The organism is Pseudomonas sp. Sample_16 (assembly GCF_004307665.1).
GTDB lineage: Bacteria > Pseudomonadota > Gammaproteobacteria > Pseudomonadales > Pseudomonadaceae > Aquipseudomonas.
Genome location: NZ_RCOB01000092.1, coordinates 1 through 20,057 on the forward strand (window position 1 = coordinate 1; position 20,057 = coordinate 20,057).

20 protein-coding genes are annotated in these 20,057 nt (G+C 60.5%); 11 read left to right on the plus strand and 9 right to left on the minus strand.

Features of this window, described 5'->3' with window-relative positions; genetic code table 11:
- The 5 genes from D8U69_RS13335 to D8U69_RS13365 form a co-directional block, all read left to right on the plus strand.
- The coding region (locus D8U69_RS13335) for a branched-chain amino acid ABC transporter permease LivH (protein WP_130907473.1) at positions 1–726 on the plus strand (726 nt) is incomplete at its 5' end.
- Positions 727–729: 3 nt separating this feature from the next.
- Positions 730–2,013 carry a high-affinity branched-chain amino acid ABC transporter permease LivM gene (gene livM / locus D8U69_RS13340; protein ID WP_056852399.1) on the plus strand — a complete coding sequence of 428 codons (1,284 nt, stop codon included), beginning with the start codon at positions 730–732 and terminating at the stop codon, positions 2,011–2,013.
- Complete coding sequence (locus D8U69_RS13345; protein WP_056852400.1) at positions 2,010–2,882, plus strand: ATP-binding cassette domain-containing protein; 873 nt, start codon at positions 2,010–2,012, stop codon at positions 2,880–2,882. Before livM ends, D8U69_RS13345 begins: the two co-directional genes overlap by 4 nt.
- Positions 2,879–3,595 (plus strand): ABC transporter ATP-binding protein, encoded by a 717-nt coding sequence (locus D8U69_RS13350; protein WP_056852401.1) that lies wholly within the window; start codon positions 2,879–2,881, stop codon positions 3,593–3,595. The genes D8U69_RS13345 and D8U69_RS13350 overlap by 4 nt, the downstream gene beginning before the upstream one ends.
- 839 nt (positions 3,596–4,434) lie before the next feature.
- Positions 4,435–5,205, plus strand: coding sequence for an SDR family oxidoreductase (locus D8U69_RS13365; protein WP_056852402.1), 771 nt, complete (start codon positions 4,435–4,437; stop codon positions 5,203–5,205).
- 48 nt (positions 5,206–5,253) lie between these two features.
- On the opposite strand, the gene D8U69_RS13370 is transcribed toward D8U69_RS13365, so the two are convergent.
- The 5 genes from D8U69_RS13370 to ureE form a co-directional block, all read right to left on the minus strand.
- Positions 5,254–6,387, minus strand: a complete 1,134-nt coding sequence (locus D8U69_RS13370; protein WP_130907475.1) for an AGE family epimerase/isomerase — start codon at positions 6,385–6,387, stop codon at positions 5,254–5,256.
- Between the two features lie 210 nt (positions 6,388–6,597).
- A complete protein-coding gene (locus D8U69_RS13375; protein ID WP_130907476.1) occupies positions 6,598–7,170 on the minus strand; it encodes a HupE/UreJ family protein in 573 nt (190 codons plus the stop codon).
- 27 nt (positions 7,171–7,197) lie between these two features.
- Positions 7,198–7,812 carry an urease accessory protein UreG gene (ureG, locus tag D8U69_RS13380; RefSeq protein ID WP_056852405.1) on the minus strand — a complete coding sequence of 205 codons (615 nt, stop codon included), beginning with the start codon at positions 7,810–7,812 and terminating at the stop codon, positions 7,198–7,200.
- A gap of 23 nt (positions 7,813–7,835) precedes the next feature.
- Positions 7,836–8,510, minus strand: coding sequence for an urease accessory protein UreF (locus D8U69_RS13385; RefSeq protein ID WP_056852406.1), 675 nt, complete (start codon positions 8,508–8,510; stop codon positions 7,836–7,838).
- Positions 8,507–9,007, minus strand: coding sequence for an urease accessory protein UreE (gene ureE, locus D8U69_RS13390; protein WP_130907477.1), 501 nt, complete (start codon positions 9,005–9,007; stop codon positions 8,507–8,509). The genes D8U69_RS13385 and ureE overlap by 4 nt, the downstream gene beginning before the upstream one ends.
- 313 nt (positions 9,008–9,320) lie before the next feature.
- Here ureE and ycaC point away from each other — a divergent pair, with 313 nt between their 5' ends.
- Positions 9,321–9,950, plus strand: coding sequence for an isochorismate family cysteine hydrolase YcaC (ycaC, locus tag D8U69_RS13395; protein ID WP_056852408.1), 630 nt, complete (start codon positions 9,321–9,323; stop codon positions 9,948–9,950).
- 140 nt (positions 9,951–10,090) lie between these two features.
- Positions 10,091–12,070 carry an amidohydrolase gene (locus D8U69_RS13400; RefSeq protein WP_130907478.1) on the plus strand — a complete coding sequence of 660 codons (1,980 nt, stop codon included), beginning with the start codon at positions 10,091–10,093 and terminating at the stop codon, positions 12,068–12,070.
- A 76-nt stretch (positions 12,071–12,146) separates the two neighbouring features.
- Here the strand turns inward: D8U69_RS13400 and D8U69_RS13405 are convergent, their stop codons facing one another.
- From D8U69_RS13405 to D8U69_RS13415, 3 genes are all read right to left on the minus strand, one after another.
- On the minus strand, positions 12,147–13,058 hold the full coding sequence (locus D8U69_RS13405; RefSeq protein WP_056852410.1) for a LysR substrate-binding domain-containing protein: 912 nt from the start codon (positions 13,056–13,058) through the stop codon (positions 12,147–12,149).
- A 26-nt stretch (positions 13,059–13,084) separates the two neighbouring features.
- Positions 13,085–13,717 carry a TetR family transcriptional regulator gene (locus D8U69_RS13410; protein WP_056852411.1) on the minus strand — a complete coding sequence of 211 codons (633 nt, stop codon included), beginning with the start codon at positions 13,715–13,717 and terminating at the stop codon, positions 13,085–13,087.
- Between the two features lie 174 nt (positions 13,718–13,891).
- Positions 13,892–14,347, minus strand: coding sequence for a hypothetical protein (locus tag D8U69_RS13415; RefSeq protein ID WP_056852412.1), 456 nt, complete (start codon positions 14,345–14,347; stop codon positions 13,892–13,894).
- A gap of 386 nt (positions 14,348–14,733) precedes the next feature.
- Between D8U69_RS13415 and D8U69_RS13420 the strand changes: the two genes are divergently transcribed.
- The gene (locus tag D8U69_RS13420) at positions 14,734–16,809 is read left to right on the plus strand and encodes an AsmA family protein (protein ID WP_130907479.1); all 2,076 of its coding nucleotides are present in this window, start codon (positions 14,734–14,736) and stop codon (positions 16,807–16,809) included.
- A 90-nt stretch (positions 16,810–16,899) separates the two neighbouring features.
- On the opposite strand, the gene D8U69_RS13425 is transcribed toward D8U69_RS13420, so the two are convergent.
- Positions 16,900–17,814, minus strand: a complete 915-nt coding sequence (locus D8U69_RS13425; protein ID WP_162250566.1) for a LysR substrate-binding domain-containing protein — start codon at positions 17,812–17,814, stop codon at positions 16,900–16,902.
- Between the two features lie 109 nt (positions 17,815–17,923).
- Between D8U69_RS13425 and D8U69_RS13430 the strand changes: the two genes are divergently transcribed.
- The 3 genes from D8U69_RS13430 (at position 17,924) to D8U69_RS13440 (ending at position 19,866) form a co-directional block, all read left to right on the plus strand.
- On the plus strand, positions 17,924–18,562 hold the full coding sequence (locus D8U69_RS13430; protein WP_130903989.1) for an NAD(P)H-dependent oxidoreductase: 639 nt from the start codon (positions 17,924–17,926) through the stop codon (positions 18,560–18,562).
- Positions 18,563–18,868 (plus strand): multidrug efflux SMR transporter, encoded by a 306-nt coding sequence (locus tag D8U69_RS13435; protein ID WP_056852416.1) that lies wholly within the window; start codon positions 18,563–18,565, stop codon positions 18,866–18,868.
- A 107-nt stretch (positions 18,869–18,975) separates the two neighbouring features.
- Positions 18,976–19,866, plus strand: a complete 891-nt coding sequence (locus D8U69_RS13440) for a triacylglycerol lipase (RefSeq protein WP_056852417.1) — start codon at positions 18,976–18,978, stop codon at positions 19,864–19,866.
- The last annotated feature ends 191 nt before the right edge of the window (positions 19,867–20,057 follow it).

A 20,057-nucleotide genomic window follows, 5' to 3' on the forward strand; every position in this document is an offset into this window, starting at 1 on the left:
GAATCCTTCCCGCTGCTGATGCTCGGCACGCTGATCTTCACCATCGTCGTCACGGCGGTGTATGGCTGGGTCATCGAGCGTGTCGCCTACAAACCCCTGCGTAATTCCACCCGACTGGCACCACTGATCAGCGCCATCGGTATTTCGCTGATCCTGCAAAACTACGCCCAGATCGCCCAGGGCGCCAAGCAACAAGGCGTTCCCACGTTGCTCACAGGGGCCTGGCGTGTCGAGGTCGGTAGCGGTTTCGTGCAGTTGACCTACACCAAGGTGTTCATTCTGGTTGCCGCGTTTGTCGGCATGGCTGCGCTGACCTACATCATCAAGTACACCAAGCTCGGCCGCATGTGCCGTGCAACCCAGCAAGACCGCAAGATGGCTTCGATCCTCGGGATCAACACCGACCGGGTGATTTCCTACGTATTCATCATCGGTGCAGCGATGGCGGCCCTGGCCGGCGTGCTGATCACCATGAACTACGGCACTTTCGACTTCTATGCCGGCTTCATCATCGGGATCAAGGCGTTCACCGCTGCGGTGCTCGGCGGGATTGGCTCGCTGCCTGGCGCCATGCTCGGCGGGATCATCCTGGGGATTTCCGAGTCGCTGTTTTCCGGCCTGGTGAACTCGGACTACAAAGACGTATTCAGCTTCTCGCTGCTGGTTCTCGTTCTGGTCTTTCGGCCCCAAGGCCTGCTCGGCCGTCCTCTTGTGTCGAAGGTGTAAGCGATGTCTTCAACCACTAAAAAAACCATTGATATCAAAAAAAGTCTGGTTGACGCGATTCTTGCCGGCCTCATTGCCCTGATCGTGTTCGGGCCGATTGTCGGCGTTGTGCTCGATGGCTACGGCTTCAACATGGAAACCACCCGGGTGGCATGGATCGTCGCCATTGTCATGGCCGGTCGTTTCGCCCTGAGCTTGTTCCTGCAAACCCCCAAGGGCTTGAGAATCCTTGAAGGTTTTGAAACAACCGGCTCCGGCGTCCATGTATTGGCGCCTGACTACAAATCGCGGTTGCGCTGGATCATTCCGCTGGTAATCGTCATCGCCGTGGTATTCCCGTTTTTCTCCAACTCCTACCTGCTGGGCGTGGTCATCCTCGGGCTGATCTACGTGCTGCTGGGCCTGGGGCTGAACATCGTGGTCGGCCTGGCCGGCTTGCTCGACCTCGGTTATGTGGCGTTCTACGCCATCGGCGCCTATGGTCTGGCACTCGGTTATCAATATCTCGGGCTGGGCTTCTGGACGGTGCTGCCGCTGGCGGCGATCACGGCGGGGCTGGCCGGTTGCATCCTCGGTTTCCCGGTGCTGCGTCTGCACGGTGACTATCTGGCAATCGTGACCCTGGGCTTCGGTGAAATCATCCGCCTGGTCCTCAATAACTGGCTGTCGCTGACTGGCGGTCCGAATGGCATGCCGGCACCACTGCCGACTTTCTTCGGCCTGGAATTCGGCAAGCGGGCGAAGGACGGTGGTGTACCGTTCCATGAGTTCTTCGGCATCGCCTATAACCCGGACGTGAAGTACTACTTCATCTACGCAGTGTTGTTCCTGGTGGTGCTGGCTGTGCTGTACATCAAGCATCGCCTGGTGAAGATGCCGGTCGGTCGTGCCTGGGAAGCGCTGCGCGAAGACGAGATCGCCTGCCGCTCCATGGGTCTGAACCACGTTCTGGTCAAGCTCTCGGCGTTCACCATCGGTGCATCGACGGCAGGTCTGGCGGGCGTGTTTTTTGCCACTTATCAGGGCTTCGTCAACCCGACCTCGTTCACGTTCTTCGAATCGGCCCTGATCCTCGCCATCGTGGTACTGGGTGGCATGGGCTCGACCATTGGTGTGGTGATTGCTGCCTTCGTGCTGACTGTCGCCCCGGAACTGCTGCGTGGCTTCGCCGAGTACCGCGTGCTGTTGTTCGGCATCCTGATGGTGTTGATGATGATCTGGCGACCGCGTGGCCTGATTCGGATCAGCCGCACCGGTGTGACCCCGCGTAAAGGAGTAGCGCCATGAGCGAAGTCGTACTCAGTGTCGAAAAGCTGATGATGCACTTCGGCGGCATCAAGGCGTTGAACGATGTCAGCCTGCAGGTCAAACGCAATTCGATCTTCGCCCTGATCGGTCCCAATGGCGCCGGCAAGACCACGGTGTTCAACTGCCTGACCGGGTTCTACAAGGCTTCCGGCGGCAAGATCGAACTCAATGTGCGTGGCGAAAGGACCAACGTCATCCAGTTGCTCGGCGAATCGTTCAAACCGACCGATTTCGTCTCGCCTAAAAACTTCATCACCCGGCTGCGCTACAAGATGTTCGGCGGCACGCACCTGGTGAACCGTGCCGGGCTGGCGCGCACGTTCCAGAACATTCGCCTGTTCAAGGAAATGTCGGTGCTGGAAAACCTGCTGGTGGCCCAGCACATGTGGGTCAACCGCAGCATGCTGGCTGGCATTCTCAACACCAAGGGCTATCGCAAGGCCGAAAGCGATGCGCTGGACCACGCGTTCTACTGGCTGGAAGTGGTGGACCTGGTGGACTGCGCCAACCGCCTGGCCGGTGAACTGTCCTACGGCCAGCAACGCCGTCTGGAAATCGCCCGGGCCATGTGTACCCGTCCGCAGATCATCTGCCTCGACGAACCGGCCGCTGGCCTCAACCCTCAGGAAACCGAAGCGCTGAGCGCGATGATCCGGCTGCTGCGCGACGAGCACGATCTGACCGTGGTGCTGATCGAACACGACATGGGCATGGTTATGAGTATTTCCGACCACATCGTGGTGCTGGACCACGGCATCGTGATCGCCGAGGGCGGTCCCGACGACATCCGCAACGATCCGAAAGTGATTGCCGCCTACCTGGGCGCCGACGAAGAGGAAGTGGTATGACCCAACCCATCCTCGAACTCAAGGAACTGGACGTGTTTTACGGGCCGATCCAGGCCCTGAAGAAAGTCTCGCTGCATATCAACGAAGGGGAAACCGTCAGCCTCATCGGCTCCAACGGCGCGGGCAAGTCGACCCTGCTGATGTCGATCTTCGGTCAGCCGCGCGCGGCGGACGGGCAGATCCTCTACCAAGGCGTGAACATTACCCACAAGTCGTCGCACTACATCGCCTCCAACGGCATTGCACAGTCGCCGGAAGGGCGGCGGGTGTTCCCCGACATGACCGTCGAGGAAAACCTGCTGATGGGCACCATTCCGATTGGTGACAAGTACGCCAAGGAGGACATGCAACGCATGTTCAAGTTGTTTCCGCGACTTGAAGAACGGCGCACCCAGCGCGCAATGACCATGTCCGGCGGTGAACAGCAAATGCTCGCCATCGCCCGTGCGCTGATGAGTCGGCCGAAATTGCTGTTGCTCGATGAGCCCAGCCTCGGCCTGGCACCCATTGTGGTGAAGCAGATTTTCGCCACCCTGCGGGAACTGGCGCAAACCGGCATGACCATCTTCCTGGTCGAGCAGAACGCCAACCATGCCCTGCGGTTGTCGGACCGGGCTTACGTGATGGTCAACGGCGAAATCCGCATGACCGGCACTGGCAAGGAGTTGCTGGTCAACGAGGATGTGCGTAACGCCTATCTTGGTGGGCACTGAGTCGGCTTCGTTATGCACAGCCCCGGCGCGCAATCGCCGGGGCTTTTTTACATCTCCCAAACACCACTAAACCCTGTGGGAGCGAGCTTGCTCGCGATAGCAATCTATCAGCCAATATTGATGTTGACTGACAAACCGCTATCGCGAGCAAGCTCGCTCCCACAGGGTTTTTGGCGTGCCTCCGGGAAATTGTGGAAAACAATATTCAAGAGCTCCCAAACCGCGACATAAAGCCGCTGCAAATAGTTGTTTTGTCACGGTTTTGACTTGTCCCCGATTACTGTGGAGCTGGCTGTGAATAACGTGGGAGTAGCTGGCTGAAGGCCTTTGAAACCGTGGCGTGCAGAGGTGTGGTTGTTTTTTGATCAGTGGTTTTTACTTGGCTGAAAGAGCACTTTGTCAACCTTTTTGTTGGCAGTGAAAATCAGCGAATCGGGTGTGCACAAGCCTGTGGATAAGTCTGTGACTAAACTCTGGAAAGACTCGGCTGAAGGCCGTGGTTGCTGGCTTGGCGCCATCGTTGGTTTGACCTGTCAGTCATGAAAATGGCGATGGGCTACACAGCAGGCGCTTGAGGGTCAAGCAAAAAAGTTTCAAAACCCCGCGCTAAGCCTTGTGGATAGCGGCTTGCAGCTTTTCCACTTGCCCCCAAAGACTGTGGACCGGCCTGTGGATAACGTGCGGGCACATGGCTGCAAGCCACGGAGGGTAAGGCGTTGCGCGATTAGTTCATTTTTTGAACAGGCTCGCGGTGGTTGCCCGTGTGAGCAAGGCCGGGCATGCTGCCCGTTGATTGTCTATTCCCATGGCTGACCGACAGCCGAAGCAAGGAGAACACGATGTCCAACACCCTGTTTATTACCGGCGCGACTTCCGGTTTTGGTGAAGCCTGTGCCCGTCGTTTTGCCGAGGCGGGCTGGAAACTGGTGCTGACCGGTCGTCGTGAAGAACGCCTCAATGCGCTGTGCGCCGAGTTGTCGAAGCAGACTGAAGTGCATGGCCTGGTGCTTGATGTACGGGATCGCCAGGCGATGGAACAAGCCATTGCCAACCTGCCGCCGTCCTTCGCCAAACTGCGCGGGCTGATCAACAACGCCGGCCTGGCGCTGGGCGTCGATCCGGCTCCCAAGTGCGATCTCGACGACTGGGACACGATGGTCGACACCAACGTCAAAGGCTTGATGTACAGCACCCGCTTGCTGTTGCCGCGCCTGATCGCCCACGGTCGTGGTGCCGGCATCGTCAACCTGGGTTCCGTCGCCGGCAACTATCCGTATCCGGGCAGCCACGTGTACGGCGCAACCAAGGCCTTCGTTAAACAGTTCTCCCTGAACCTGCGCTGCGATTTGCAGGGCACAGGCGTGCGGGTCAGCAATATCGAGCCGGGCCTGTGCGAGAGCGAGTTTTCGCTGGTGCGTTTTGCCGGTGATCAGGAGCGTTACAACGCGACTTACGCTGGTGCCGAGCCGATCCAGCCGCAAGACATTGCCGACACCATTTTCTGGGTCCTCAATGCGCCGGCGCACATCAACATCAACAGCCTGGAACTGATGCCGGTCAGCCAGGCATGGGCCGGTTTTGCGATTGATCGCAGTGGTGGCAAGGCTTAAGAGCGAGTGACGGCCAATCGCGGGCTTGCCCGCGATTGCGACCAAACATCAGCGAAGATAATCGGCAAGCCCGCGATAACAGGTTGCCAGATGATAAGGCGTGGTCGACGGCATGTCCCGACGGCTGACTTCGCCGTGTTCGTCGCGGCATTCGTGCCAGCCACCGGCATGCAGAAAATGCTGTTGCAGCGCCTGCAATTGGCGCAACACCGTGGCTTCGCTGTGCGGTCGCAGTGTCAATGCCCGCAGGTATTCAGCCTGAGCCCAGATACGCTGGGTTGCATCTCGCGAGCCGCCGTCAGGTCCGAGGTCGAGCATGGCGCGTATCGCGCCGCAGGATTGATCCACGCCCAGTTGCTCGGTAAAGGCAAAGGCGCGTTCCAGTGAGGCATGCAGTTTCGATTCGCGCAGCAGCACTGAAGACTCCAGCAAGAAATACCATTCGAACTGATGCCCCGGCTCGAACCAGTTATCCACAGTTCCCAGCGGTTTCTCCATCAATACGCCGTGTTGCGGGTCGACGAAGCGTTTCTGCATGGCTGTGCATAACTCGATGAGCGCGCGCTGCACGGCAATGTCTTCGCGCACCGACAACGTCGCGAGGAAGGCTTCGGCCAAGTGCATCAACGGGTTTTGCAGGGGGCCGCTGCCGAGCGACGACCAGTCTCTATCGAGGCTGGCTTCGTACAAGCCGTCGCCTGTGGAAAAGCGCCGGGCGATGACTTCCAGCGCGGCGTTGAGTACAGATTCCACCAACGGTTCGCGGACCTTGTCCCAATAATGGGCACAGGCGAACAGGATGAAGGCGTGGGTGTAGAGGTCTTTGCGCTGATCCAGCGGTGCACCCTGCGGATCGATGCTGTAGAACCAGCCGCCGTGCTCGGCGTCGTGAAAGTGTCGTTGCAAGGAACGAAACAGCGCCGCCGCGCGCTCTTCGGCGGCCGGTACCTGGCCGATCAGGCTGGCAAACAGATACAACTGGCGTGCACAGGCCATGGCTCGATAGCGTTGTGCAGGCAACGGATGATGCGCGGCGTCCAGTGCTTCATACGGCAACGCCATGTCGGCATTCCAGCCGGGACCTTGCCAAAGTGGCACGATCACACCTTCAAAGTGCTGTTGCACCGAGGCGAACAGGGCGGTCAATTCAGGGTGGGAGGCAGAGCGGGGAACATGCGGCATTGGCTGGCGTCGTCACGGCAGGTTTGGTTGCGCGACATGGTAGCAGGCCTGAGAGATGTGGTGTCTTTCCGACCGCCATCGCTGGCAAGCCAGCTCCCACAGGTTAAGTGCAAACTCTATCGATCGTTCCCACGCAGAGCGTGGGAACGATCAACACAGGACCTGTAGGAGCATGGCTTGCCCGCGATGAGGCTGACAAACGCCAGAAATTCAGCCCGCCAACAACCAGACCCCAGTCGCCGCCGAAGCTGCACCCGCCAGTCGCACCAACGGTGCAGCAGCTTGCGGCGATACCCGCACCAGCGCATAACCCGCCGCATGCAAGGCAGCGGTTGCCGCAACGAACCCGGCGGCATACGCCCACGGGCTGGACATGTCCGGCAGTTCCAGGCCATGGGCCACGCCATGGAACAAGGCAAACAATGCCGTGGCAACTATCGCCAGGCTCAACGGTGGACGCACCGCCAGCGCTACGGCCAGGCCCAGCGCCAGGACCGACGCGGCAATCCCGCTTTCCAGTGCCGGCAGGTTCAGCCCTTCAAAACCCAGCAGGCCACCGATCAGCATGGTCGCGACGAAAGTGCAGGGCAGCGCCCAGCGCGCCGCGCCTTTTTGTTGTGCCGCCCAAAGGCCGACCGCGAGCATTGCCAGCAAGTGATCGAGGCCGCCGATCGGGTGACTGATACCGGCGATCAAGCCATTGTCGCCGTGCCCCGGGTGGGCAAAAGCGAGGGCAGGGGTCAGCAACAGGGCCGCGGCGGCCAAAATGCGTTTGAGTGTCATGGAAGCTTCCTTGTGAATAAATCTTGATCAGGCGGCGGTCAGCAAGCCTTGGCGCTCAATGAAGGCAATGATGTCTTCCAGGCCCTGGCCGGTTTTCTGGTTGCTGAAGACAAACGGTTTGCCGTTGCGCATGCGTGTAGTGTCGCTGTCCATCAGGGTCAGCGATGCGCCCACCAGGGGCGCCAGGTCGATCTTGTTGATCACCAGCAGATCGGATTTGCAGATGCCCGGCCCGCCTTTGCGTGGCAGTTTGTCGCCTGCGGAAACGTCGATCACGTAGATGGTCAGGTCCGACAGTTCCGGGCTGAAAGTGGCCGATAGATTGTCGCCACCGGACTCCACGAGAATCAGGTCCAGGCCCGGAAAGCGGCGGTTGAGTTGATCCACGGCTTCGAGGTTGATCGAGGCGTCTTCGCGAATGGCCGTATGTGGGCAACCGCCGGTCTCCACGCCAATGATGCGTTCCGGTGCCAGCGCTTCATTGCGTACCAGAAAATCAGCGTCTTCGCGGGTATAGATGTCGTTGGTCACGACGGCCAGGTTGTAACGGTCGCGAAGGGCCAGGCACAGGGCTAGGGTCAGGGCGGTTTTGCCGGAACCGACCGGGCCGCCAATGCCTACGCGCAGAGGTTGAGTGTTCATGTAGTTCTCCAAAGTAACAGGCCCTAGGAACGGAACAGACGGCTGTACTGCCGTTCATGGGCCATACAGGCCAGGGACAGGCCAAACGCGGCGCTGCCATAGTGTTCGGGGTTGATCTGGCTGGCGCTCTGCTGGGCTTGTTGCAGCAGCGGCAGCAGTTCGCTGGTCAGGCGCTGGGCGGCTTGCTGGCCCAGCGGCAGGGTTTTCATCAGCACCGCCAATTGATTCTCAAGCCAGCTCCAGAGCCAGGCGGCCAGCGCATCCTGCGGGCTGATCCGCCAGGCGCGGGCGGCCAGCGCCCAGCCCAGGGCCAGGTGCGGCTCGGGGCGTTGCTGCAGAAAGGCGCGGGCCGCTGCATCGAGCTCCGGCAGGCCGGTGAGCAGTTGTTGCAGGGAGTAACCCATCTGCCGGCTTTCCTGATGCAGTTCGCGGGTTTCCCGGCTGGCGCGGTGTTCTTCACAACGTTGCAGCAATTCGCTCCAGTTTTCCTCGGCGGCGGCAACGCAATGGGCGAGCAACAGCGGCGCCTCGAAACGGGCGAGATTGAGCAGCAGTTGATCGCTTATCCAGCGCCGCGCGCTGTCCGGGTCATGGACACGGCCGTTCTCCACTGCCATTTCCAGACCTTGGGAATAGCTGTAGCCGCCGATCGGCAATTGCGGACTGGCCAGGCGCAGCAATGCCCAGGCGGGGTTCACAGGCGCACGCCGAACTGATGGAGCTTGGGGGGGTAATTGAAATCTTCATCGCCGTGGCGCGAATGGTGATGGCCGCCGCCGTAGGCACCGTGTTCCGGCTGGAACGGTGCTTCGATGTTTTCGGCATGGGCGCCCAGTTGCTCGAGCATGGCCTTGAGCACGTAATCGTCGAGCAGGCGCAGCCAGCCGTCACCGACTTGCAGGGCAACGTGGCGATTGCCCAGGTGATACGCGGCGCGAGTCAGTTCGAAGGCATTGGCGCAGGTCACGTGCAGCAGTTGTTCGGGGCGGGCACAGACACGAACGATGCGCCCGTCTTCGGCCTGGAGACATTCGCCATCGTACAGCGGCGATTGCCCGCGCTCCAGAAACAAGCCGACGTCTTCACCCTCGGCACTGAAACAGCGCAGGCGGCTTTTGCTCCGGGCTTCGAACGTCAGGTGCAACTCGGCGGCCCAAATGGGTTGAGGGTCGATTCTGCGATGAATCACCAGCATCGGAAAGCTTCCAGCAATTGACAGTAGCGAGGTCAGAGCAAGGGCCTTGCCAATCAGAGGATGTGTAGGAAATGACTGTCGGAAACGTGGGATTGATTCGGATGTGTCGAGTGCTATGCATCGTCTTGGGGCGTGACACGGCAGTGCGGCACCGTTTTGTGGCGAAAACAAAGCCTGTCCGTCTATCGTTCACAAAATAGAACGCTAAGGACAATTTTCACTGTCTACCGCGCAAAACGTCATGGTTTTAATCTTCTCCCATCAACGCGAAACACAACCCACTACTGAAAGCGAAACCTTAGGAGCTACAGCCATGACCAAATTCAAATACAACCGCCTGAACAAAGACGACGCTGCTGTACTGCTGGTCGACCACCAGGCAGGCCTGCTGTCGCTGGTCCGCGACATCGAGCCGGATGCGTTCAAGAACAACGTGTTGGCCCTGGCTGACCTGGCCAAGTTCTTCAACCTGCCAACCATCCTCACCACCAGCTTCGAGCAAGGCCCCAACGGCCCGCTGGTGCCTGAGCTGAAAGCACTGTTCCCGGATGCTCCTTACATTGCCCGCCCTGGTCAGATCAACGCCTGGGACAACGAAGATTTCGTCAAGGCCGTGAAGGCCACCGGCAAGAAACAGCTGATCATCGCCGGTGTCGTGACCGAAGTCTGCGTAGCGTTCCCGGCCCTGGCTGCGCTGGAAGAAGAGTTCGACGTGTTTGTGGTCACCGACGCCTCCGGTACGTTCAACCAGATGACCCGCGATGCCGCGCATGACCGCATGAGCCAGGCCGGTGCACAACTGATGACCTGGTTCGGCGTGGCCTGTGAGCTGCACCGCGACTGGCGCAACGATATCGAAGGCCTGGCCGCGCTGTGCTCCAACCACATCCCGGACTACCGCAACCTGATGACCAGCTACAACGCCTTCAATAGCGCCAAGTAATCCGCTGCCGCCCGGGACACCGACTATCGTTGTCCCGGGCGGTGTGCTGTCGCGCCGCACATCCATCCAATTCCTGACGAGCATTGCCCGGCATGCTTCGCAGTCGTGCCCACCGCTGCCGCATCCAGATGGAGAACATCATGCCCCAAGACTCCAACGACAAGAGCCGCCGCCAGTTCCTGGCCAACAGCACCATTCTCGGTGCTGCCGGAGCGCTCTGGTCCGCCCTGCCATTTTCCAGCTCGGGTTCCGCCTACGCGTCCAGTCAGGCAGGCTCGATGACCGCCGACCTCATCCTGTTCAACGGCAAACTGCACACGGTGGACCGTGAGAAGCCGATGGCAACGGCGGTCGCCATCAAGGACGGCCGCTTCATTGCCGTCGGTACGGATGGCGAGGCCATGGCCCACAAAAGCTCGGCCACGCAAATCATCGACCTCAAGGGGCGTCCGGTCATCCCGGGTCTGAACGACTCCCACCTGCACCTGATTCGCGGCGGCCTCAACTACAATCTGGAGCTGCGTTGGGAAGGCGTGCCCTCGGTGGCCGACGCCCTGCGCCTGCTCAAGGATCAGGCCGCCCGTACACCGACGCCGCAGTGGGTGCGCGTGGTGGGTGGCTGGAACGAATTCCAGTTCGCCGAAAAACGCATGCCGACCCTGGAAGAAATCAATCAGGCTGCGCCCGATACCCCGGTGTTCCTGCTGCACCTTTACGACCGCGCACTGCTCAATCGCGCTGCGCTCAAGGCCGTGGGCTACACCAAGGACACGCCGAACCCGCCCGGTGGCGAGATCCAGCGCAACAAGTTCGGCGAACCGACCGGCCTGCTGATCGCGCGCCCCAACGCGATGATCCTCTACGCCACCCTGGCCAAGGGGCCGAAGCTACCATTGGAGTACCAGGTCAATTCGACCCGCCAGTTCATGCGCGAACTCAACCGCCTCGGCCTGACCAGCGCCATTGACGCCGGCGGTGGCTACCAGAACTATCCGGACGACTACCAGGTCATCCAGGAACTGGCCGACAGGGGCCAGTTGACCGTACGCATCGCCTACAACCTGTTCACCCAGAAGCCCAAGGAAGAACTCGCCGACTTCAAGAACTGGACCGCGAAGGTCAAGCCGGGCGACGGCACTGATTTTTTGCGTCACAACGGCGCCGGCGAAATGCTGGTGTTCTCGGCAGCCGACTTCGAAGACTTCCTGGAGCCGCGGCCCGATCTGCCGCAAACCATGGAGCAGGAACTGGAGCCGGTGGTGCGCCATCTGGTTGAGCAGCGCTGGCCGTTCCGCCTGCATGCCACCTACAACGAATCGATTTCGCGCATGCTCGATGTGTTCGAGAAGGTCAACCGCGACATTCCGTTCAATGGCCTGCCGTGGTTTTTCGACCACGCCGAAACCATCAGCTCGCAGAACATCGAGCGGGTGCGCGCGCTGGGCGGTGGTATCGCGATCCAGGACCGCATGGCCTTCCAGGGCGAGTACTTTGTCGATCGCTACGGCGCCAAGGCTGCCGAGAAAACCCCACCGATCCAGCGCATGCTCGCCGAAGGCATCCCGGTAGGCGCCGGCACCGATGCCACCCGAGTGTCGAGCTACAACCCGTGGACGTCGCTGTACTGGCTGGTCAGCGGCAAGACCGTTGGCGGCATGGCGCTTTATCCGGAAGGCCTGAGTCGCGAAACCGCGCTGCAACTGTTCACCCACGGCAGCGCCTGGTTCTCCAGCGAGCAGGGCAAGAAAGGCCAGATCAAGGTCGGCCAGATGGCGGACCTGGCGGCCTTGTCGCTGGATTTCTTCAGTGTCGACGAAGAAGCGATCAAGGGCATCGAGTCGGTGTTGACCATCGTCGACGGCAAGGTGGTGTACGGCGCTGGCGAATTCGACAAGCTGGGACCTGCGCAGGTACCGGTACTGCCCGAGTGGTCGCCGGTGGCCAAGGTGCCAGGGCACTGGCGCGCGGGTACGCCGTCGCTTGCATTGGCGGCACATCAGTGTGTAGGGCCTTGCGGGGTGCACGCGCACAGCCATGAACGGGCCCGGCACTCGAGTGTGCCGGTCAACGACTACCAGGGTTTTTGGGGAGCGTTGGGCTGTTCCTGCTTTGCGTTCTGATGGTAACGGGGACCGATAAGGGTCCCCTTTTTTCACGTCGATTGGCTGATAGGCCGGGGGCACGCCGCAGAGGGTTTTACGCCATGTCGCTGACGCTGAACTCCTCGGCCAGATGGTCGATCAGCGAGCGCACCGACGGCAGCAGCCCGCGTCGCGACGGGAAGATCGCATGCACAATGCCGCAACGCGGATGCCAGCCCGGCAACAATTCCACCAGCCGGCCTTCGGCCAGGTCCTCGCGCACTGCCACCCGTGGCAAGTGAGCAATACCCACGCCGGCCACCACAAAGTGACGCAGGGCGAACAGGTCGTCGGTGACCATGCGCGGCGTGTGGGGGATGACAATGCTGTGGCTCATGTCCTCACCCTGGATCAGCTCCCATTGATATTCACGCTGCACACTGCCCCAATGCACGCTCGGCAATTGGCTGAGCACCTTTGGGTCGAAACCTGGCGGCAGTTGTTCGAGGTACCTCGGGTGGCCAACCAGGCACTGGGTGCTGTTGCCCAGCACTTTCATCACCATGTCGGTGTTTTCCAGTGGCGGAAAGCGCACGCGCAGGGCGACGTCGATGCCTTCATGCAGCAGATCGACGCGACGGTTGGTGCTCTCGATGAACAGTTCCACCTGCGGATACTTGAGCATGAAGCGCGACAGCATCGGCCCGACCCAGAAGTTCAGCAGGGTGGTCGGGCAACTGATGCGCACCAGCCCGCGGGGTTCGCTGCGGTTACGTTCGATGATCTCGGCGGCACCTTCGGCTTCCACGCGCATGGCCAGGCAGCGCTGGTAATAGGCCTGGCCGACCTCGGTCAGCGAGCAGTGGCGGCTGGTGCGGTGCAACAGGCGTACACCCAGGCGCTCCTCAAGGTCGGCAATGCGCCGGCTGAGCTTGGATTTGGGCATGTCCAGCGCCCGCCCGGCCGGGGCGAAGCCACCGTGCTCGACCACTTGGGTGAAGTAGTAGAGGGAGTTGAGGTCTTCCAATGATCGTTCTCCGATGGGCAGCAGGTTTACTCCGTGCTGCCGAGCCCTTGCCAGTGCTTGAGGCCGATAAAGATGAAGCGCAGCTGCTGGGTGATCTTCGCCTGGGGCGTCAAGTGTTCAGGCAGCGCCTCGGCCGGCGGGTCGATGATGTCGGGCAATGTGGCAAACACGCTTTTGACGATCAGGTCGGCCATGACGCTCAACCCGGCGATGTCCAGGTGTTGCAGCTTGGGCATCAGCGACAGGTCGGCGGCCAGGTCGGAGCTGATGTCTTCGCGCAAGCGGCCGATGGCCTGGCGCACCGGCAACGAGCCGCCATATTGTTCGCGGGCGAGAAACAGGAACTGCGAACGATTGGCTGACACCACATCGAGAAAGATCCGCACCGACGCATCGATGATGCCGCCCATGACAAACTCGTTGTGCCGTACCAGGCGAATGGTTTCGCGGAAAGTCTGGCCAACCTCGCTGACCAGCACCAGGCCCAGTTCGTCCATGTCGGCGAAATGCCGGTAGAAACCGGTGGGCACGATCCCGGCGGTTTTCGCCACTTCACGCAGGCTCAGGCTGCCGAATCCTCGGCCGCCTTCCATCAAATGGCGAGCAGCGTCCATCAGGGCGTTGCGGGTTTGTTGTTTCTGTTCGGCGCGGGGCAGCATCGCAAGGGTGTTTTCTGAAGTAGACAGCGGCGCACTCTAGCAAATCGGCTTCGCTGGCGTCGAACGAGGATAGGGAGATCGAGCGGGGAAGAATTCGGCTGTTACAAACGCAATATCCAGACAGTCAAAAGCCCAATCCGCTGATTGGGCTTTTTTTCAGGGCGGCCATGGGGCTTAGCTCATAGTGCTGTTGCGTTCGATCACACGATCACCACCACCTTCGGCCAGTGTTTGGCCAGGAGTGCGATCGGAGCCGTCAGCGGCGAGGGTTTGGCCAGGAGTGCGATCGGAGCCGTCAGCGGCGAGGGTTTGGCCTGGAGTGCGGTCGGAACCATCGGCTGCAAGGGTTTGGCCCGGCGTGCGGTCGGAACCGTCAGCGGCAACCGTTTGACCTTGTGGGGTTTGGTCGTAGCCGTCTTCAGTGATCAGGTTTTTTTCTTTCAGGCGATCGTTACCGCCTTCAGCCAGAGTTTGGCCCGGCGTGCGGTCAGAACCATCGGCAGCGACAGTCTGGCTGAATACCGAGTGGTGATCTTTGGCTTGTGGAGTAGCCTGTTCAGCGGCTGGCAGGGCGAAAGCCGTACTGGCCAGCATGGAGAGGGTAAGACTGAGTAGCAATTGGCGTTTCATGATGAGGTGCTCCGTAGGAGGGCAATAAATTGGGTACGAGGGCAATGCTACTCTCGATAAGTCGATATAAAAGTTCATAAACGCAATGGTAATAATCAACGGAATTGATTGTTCTCTGCAGGCCTTGTAGACCGGGGCTTTGCGGGCGGTGCTTTTGCACCGCGGTGGGTATTTTCGACTCACTCACGCCGCGCAAAAGTGCGGGCCCGGTAACGCTGAGGGCGAGAAGAGAGCGCAAGTGAAGGGGTGGTTGCGGCAAAATCGGTTATTCGATTAAACCTGCCGAGCGTTTTTCAGTCGTAGATTCCATAGCGGGTCGGTTTTGGCCCGGCGTTTCTCATGGGCGTCGCCGTCGGGGCGTTCAGTCGTATCAGGAGCTTTGTGCAATGACGCGCACCCGTAGAATTCTCACCTGGTCCCTGGCCAGTCTCGTTGTATTACTGGCTGTGCTGGTGCTGATCATCGTGTTTTTCGACTGGAACCGGATCAAGCCCCCCCTCAACGCCAAAGTCTCCGAAGAGTTGCATCGTCCATTCGCCATCAACGGCAACCTGGCGGTGATCTGGCGTCGCGAGCTCGACGAAGGCGGCTGGCGGGCCTGGGTGCCGTGGCCGCATGTCGTGGCTGAAGACCTGACTCTTGGCAACCCGGACTGGTCGAAAACGCCGCAGATGGCCAGTCTCAAACGGGTTGAGCTGCGCATCTCGCCGTTGGCCTTGCTGGGGCAGCGTGTGGTCATCCCGCGCATCGATCTCACTGAACCCAATGCCAAACTGCAGCGCCTGGCCGACGGGCGTGCCAACTGGGTGTTCAAGTTCGACCCCAAGGACCCGAACGCCGAACCTTCCCCGTGGGTCGTTGATATCGGTGCCATAGGCTTCGACAAGGGCCATGTCACTCTCGACGATCAAAACCTGAAGACGCAGCTCGACTTGTTGATCGACCCGTTGGGCAAGCCGATTCCCTTCAGTGACATCGTCGGTGACAAAGCCGCGAAAAACGCTTCGCAGCGGGGCGCCACGCCGATGGACTACGCGTTTGGCCTGAAGGTCAAAGGCCAATACCACGGCCAGGCACTCGCCGGTCAAGGCAAGATCGGTGGTCTGCTGGCGCTGCAGGATGCGACCAGGCCATTTCCACTTCAGGCACAGGCGAAAATCGGCGATACCAGCGTCGAACTGGCCGGCACCCTGACCGATCCGATGAGCCTGGGCGCTCTGGACTTGCAGCTCAAACTGGCCGGCACCAGCCTGGGTAATCTCTACCCGTTGACCGGCGTTACCTTGCCGGATACGCCGCCGTACGCCACTGACGGCCACTTGATCGCCAAGTTGCATGAGCCTGGCGGGGCGGTGTTCCGTTATGAAGCATTCAACGGCAAGATTGGCGAAAGTGACATCCACGGCGATTTGACTTACGTCGCGGGTCAGCCACGACCAAAGCTCAGCGGCTCGTTGCTGTCTAACCAACTGCTGTTTGCTGACCTGGCCCCACTGATCGGTGCCGACTCCAATGCCAAGCAGAAAGCCCGTGGCGGTGACAGCAAACAGCCGGCGGACAAAGTGCTGCCGGTCGAAGCGTTCAAGACCGACCGCTGGCGCGATATGGATGCCGACGTCGAGTTCACCGGCAAACGCATCGTTCATAGCGAAAAACTGCCCTTCAACGATCTCTACACGCACTTGGTGCTGACCGATGGCGTGCTCAGTCTCGAACCGCTGCGCTTCGGTGTGGCTGGCGGTAACCTGGAGGCGCAGATTCGTCTGAATGGTCACACCGAGCCATTGGAAGGGCGGGCGAAAATCACTGCTCGCGGTTTCAAGCTCAAGCAGTTGTTCCCGACCTTCGAGCCGATGAAAACCAGTTTCGGCGAGCTCAATGGCGATGCCGACATCACCGGTCGCGGCAATTCGGTGGCCGCGTTGTTGGGCAGTGCCAACGGCAACTTGAAAATGCTGATCAACGATGGCGCCATCAGCCGCGAATTGATGGAGTTGGCGGGGTTGAACGTCGGTAACTACGTGGTCGGCAAAATCTTCGGTGACAAGGAAGTGAAGATCAACTGCGCAGCCTCTGACTTCGACATCAAGAATGGTCTGGCGACCACGCGCCTGTTCGTCTTCGATACCGAGAACGCGATCATCTATATCGATGGCACAGCGAACATGGCCACTGAGCAACTGGACTTGACCATCACGCCGGAGTCCAAGGGCTGGCGTTTGATTTCGTTGCGTTCGCCGCTGTACGTGCGTGGCAAGTTCATCAAGCCGGATGCAGGTGTGAAAGCAGTGCCGTTGATGTTGCGCGGGGCCGGGATGGTGGCGTTGGGGGTGATTGCTGCACCCGCAGCGGGGCTGCTGGCGTTGGTGGCACCGAGTGGCGGCGAGCCGAATCAGTGCGCGCCGTTGCTGGAGCAGATGAAATCGGGCAAGGCGCCGGTGACCGTCAAACCGACAAAATAATCGGGTGCCTGCAAGGCCTCGTCGCGAGCAGCTCCCCTGCCGGAGCGAGCCTGCTCGCAATGGCGGATTTGCAGTGACTGCGTCCGGTCTTCATGCCAAGGCATGCCCAGACGCCAGCGCCTCCTCCCTCAACCACGCAAAAAACGCCCGCACCGGTGGATGCCGCTCGCGTCCCGGCACGCATAACGCGCTGTAACCGGCGCCATCCACTTGCACATCACCGCGATAAGCCAGCAACAATCCGCTGGCCACACTTTCCGACACCAGGATATTGCTCGCCAACACCAGGCCCTGCCCGGCGATGGCCGCTTGCAGAGCGTAATGCTCTTCGTCGTATTCGCGCACGGCGGGTTGGCCGGCCAGCCAGGTTTCGCCGGACTGCGCGCACCAGGCCTCCCAGCCATGGGCATAGAGCTTGGAGTTGTGCCAATGCACGCTGATCAGCGTCGGTGCTCGGGTTGACGCCAGCGCCACCTGTTCTGGCGAGCCGTAGACGCCGAAGGACTCATCGAACAGGCATGAACCATAAAGATGGGGATATGTTTCGAGGCTGTAGCGCACCACCAGATCGACGCTGGCGTCCTGATGCAGGTCGATAACTTCGCAATGGGTGTCCAGGCGTACGTTGATATTCGGGTGCCGGGCATAGAAACGTCCCAGGCGAGGGACCAGCCAAAGGGCGGCGAAAGCAGCGGTGGTGGAGATCGTCAGACTGGTTCCGCTGCGTTGCGGGCGCAGGGTATCGACGCTTTGTGCCACATCGAGAAAAGCACCGTGCAGGCTGCGGAACAGCCGTTCGCCGCATTCGGTCAGGCGCACCCGGCGGGGCAGGCGCTCGAACAGCGGCACCCCGAGCCAGGTTTCCAGTGAGCGGATCTGATGGGACACCGCCGTGGGTGTCACCGACAGTTCTTCGGCGGCCGCCTTGAAGCTCAGCAGGCGTGAGGCGGATTCAAAGGCGCGCAAGGCAGTCAGCGGCAACGAAGCAAACATTGATTTCTCCACGGATGAAATGGATTCATCCCGACTGATTTTTGCTCATTTGAATGACTGAGGCGGTCAGCGTCAATCTGCAGCCACTTGTGTTTTCAGTCTAGACCTTGAGGAGATTCAGATGAGTAAAATTCTTGCAGTGCATGCCAGCCCACGGGGTGAACGTTCGCACTCGCGGCGATTGGCCGAGGTGTTTCTTTCGGCGTTGCAGGCGCGCAATCCGCAGGTGCAATTGACTCGCCGGGAAGTGGGTCGGGCGTTGATTCCGCCGGTCAACGAAGCATTCGTGGCTGCGGCGTTTTATCCCGAGCCCGAGGCCCGCCCCTTGTCGATGCAGGCGGATCTGGCGTTCAGCGATGAACTGGTCGGGGAGTTGCTCGGCCACGATGTGCTGGTGATTTCTACACCGATGCACAACTTCAGCGTGCCTAGCGGCCTCAAGGCATGGATCGATCAGATCGTGCGGCTCGGCCTGACCTTCAATCACACGCTGGACAATGGCGTGGCTCAATACGAACCCTTGGTGCAGGGCAAAAAGGCGCTGATCATCAGCAGCCGTGGCGGCTTCGGTTTTGGCCCTGGCGGTGAGCTGGAAGCCATGAACCACGCCGACACGTTGCTGCGCACAGTGTTGGGATTCATTGGCATCACCGACGTCACCGTGGTCGCCGCCGAGGGCGAGGAGTCCGAGGCGCGGACCTTCGCGGTGTCCGCCGCCGAGGCCGAACAGCGCTTGCTGGCGCTGGCCAGGGAGTTCTAGATGGCCTGGCTGTTTTTACTGATCGCCGCCGGGTTCGAAGTCACGTTCGCCATGGGCATGAAGTACGCCGAGGGCTTCACCCGGCTCTGGCCATCGCTGATCACCGTGGTGGCGGCGGTGGCCGGGATCTACTTCCTGACCCTGGCCATGCGTGAGTTGCCGGTGAGCATCGCTTACCCGATCTGGACTGCCATTGGTTCGCTGGGCACGGTGTTTCTCGGGTTTGTGTTGCTGGGTGAAAGCCTGACCGCGGTCAAGTTGCTGTCGGTGGGGCTGATCGTGGCGGGAGTGGCGGGGCTGAAGTAGGCGGGATGTCATAGACTGGTCGTCGAGTTGTCATGTTCGCTGGCGATGCTTGGCGGGTGTCTTGCATCACGCCTTGCGTCACCTCTCGATCACAAGGATGTCCGCCCATGTCGCAAGGTTCTGCCCCGCGTTATCCAATGGTGCTGGTCCCGGGAATGCTCGGGTTTATCCGTCTGGTGCTCTACCCGTACTGGTACGGCATCGTCGAGGCGCTGCGTCGTGGTGGTGCCGTGGTGTTCGCGGTGCAGGTGTCGCCGCTCAATTCCAACGAGGTACGTGGTGAGCAATTGCTGGCGCGGATCGAAGAGATTCTGCGCGAGACCGGGGCCGACAAGGTCAACCTGATCGGCCACAGCCAGGGCTCGCTGACCGCCCGATACGCGGCGGCCAAACGTCCGGACCTGGTCGCCTCGGTCACTTCGGTCGCGGGCCCGAACCATGGTTCGGAGCTGGCCGATTACCTGCACCGGCACTATGCCCATGACAGCCTCAAGGGCCGCTTGCTGAGCTGGTTGTTGCGAGTGATCAATGCCTTGATGTGTCTGCTCGATACCGGTTATCACGGGCCGAAGTTGCCGGTGGACGTTCATGGATCGCACCATTCACTTACCACAGAAGGCGTCGCGCTGTTCAATCAGCGTTATCCACAGGGCCTGCCCGAGACATGGGGCGGGCACGGCCCAGAAGAAGTGAACGGGGTGCGTTACTACTCCTGGTCCGGGACCCTGCAACCGGGCAAGACCGATCGCGGGCGCAACCTGTTCGATGGCACCAACCGCAGTTGCCGGTTGTTCGCCAAAACCTTCGTGCGCGAAGCCGGACATTGCGACGGAATGGTCGGCCGCTACAGCTCGCACCTGGGAACGGTGATTGGCGACGATTTTCCGCTGGATCACTTCGACATCGTCAATCAGTCACTGGGATTGGTCGGCAAGGGCGCCGAGCCGATACGTTTGTTTTTGGAGCATGCGGCGCGGCTGAAAGCGGCCGGGCTTTAGATCGCGTTATCGTTCATCGCGGGCAAGCCACGCTCCCACAGGTTTTGTGTCGGATGTGATTTCTGTAAGCAACCGAAAACCTGTGGGAGCTGGCTTGCCAGCGATGGCGGCAAATCAGGCAACGCTGACCTTGCGGCCTAACACGGTGGTCCAACGCTCGGAAACAATCACCCCACCCAACGTCAATACCC

Excerpts from the sequence above, each read along its gene's own strand:
- livM (WP_056852399.1), top strand. The coding sequence starts at position 730 with ATGTCTTCAACCACTAAAAAAACCATTGATATCAAAAAAAGTCTGGTT.
- D8U69_RS13345 (WP_056852400.1), top strand. The coding sequence starts at position 2,010 with ATGAGCGAAGTCGTACTCAGTGTCGAAAAGCTGATGATGCACTTCGGC.
- D8U69_RS13350 (WP_056852401.1), top strand. The coding sequence starts at position 2,879 with ATGACCCAACCCATCCTCGAACTCAAGGAACTGGACGTGTTTTACGGG.
- D8U69_RS13365 (WP_056852402.1), top strand. The coding sequence starts at position 4,435 with ATGTCCAACACCCTGTTTATTACCGGCGCGACTTCCGGTTTTGGTGAA.
- D8U69_RS13370 (WP_130907475.1), bottom strand. The coding sequence starts at position 6,387 with ATGCCGCATGTTCCCCGCTCTGCCTCCCACCCTGAATTGACCGCCCTG.
- D8U69_RS13375 (WP_130907476.1), bottom strand. The coding sequence starts at position 7,170 with ATGACACTCAAACGCATTTTGGCCGCCGCGGCCCTGTTGCTGACCCCT.
- ureG (WP_056852405.1), bottom strand. The coding sequence starts at position 7,812 with ATGAACACTCAACCTCTGCGCGTAGGCATTGGCGGCCCGGTCGGTTCC.
- ureE (WP_130907477.1), bottom strand. The coding sequence starts at position 9,007 with ATGCTGGTGATTCATCGCAGAATCGACCCTCAACCCATTTGGGCCGCC.
- ycaC (WP_056852408.1), top strand. The coding sequence starts at position 9,321 with ATGACCAAATTCAAATACAACCGCCTGAACAAAGACGACGCTGCTGTA.
- D8U69_RS13400 (WP_130907478.1), top strand. The coding sequence starts at position 10,091 with ATGCCCCAAGACTCCAACGACAAGAGCCGCCGCCAGTTCCTGGCCAAC.
- D8U69_RS13410 (WP_056852411.1), bottom strand. The coding sequence starts at position 13,717 with ATGCTGCCCCGCGCCGAACAGAAACAACAAACCCGCAACGCCCTGATG.
- D8U69_RS13415 (WP_056852412.1), bottom strand. The coding sequence starts at position 14,347 with ATGAAACGCCAATTGCTACTCAGTCTTACCCTCTCCATGCTGGCCAGT.
- D8U69_RS13420 (WP_130907479.1), top strand. The coding sequence starts at position 14,734 with ATGACGCGCACCCGTAGAATTCTCACCTGGTCCCTGGCCAGTCTCGTT.
- D8U69_RS13430 (WP_130903989.1), top strand. The coding sequence starts at position 17,924 with ATGAGTAAAATTCTTGCAGTGCATGCCAGCCCACGGGGTGAACGTTCG.
- D8U69_RS13435 (WP_056852416.1), top strand. The coding sequence starts at position 18,563 with ATGGCCTGGCTGTTTTTACTGATCGCCGCCGGGTTCGAAGTCACGTTC.
- D8U69_RS13440 (WP_056852417.1), top strand. The coding sequence starts at position 18,976 with ATGTCGCAAGGTTCTGCCCCGCGTTATCCAATGGTGCTGGTCCCGGGA.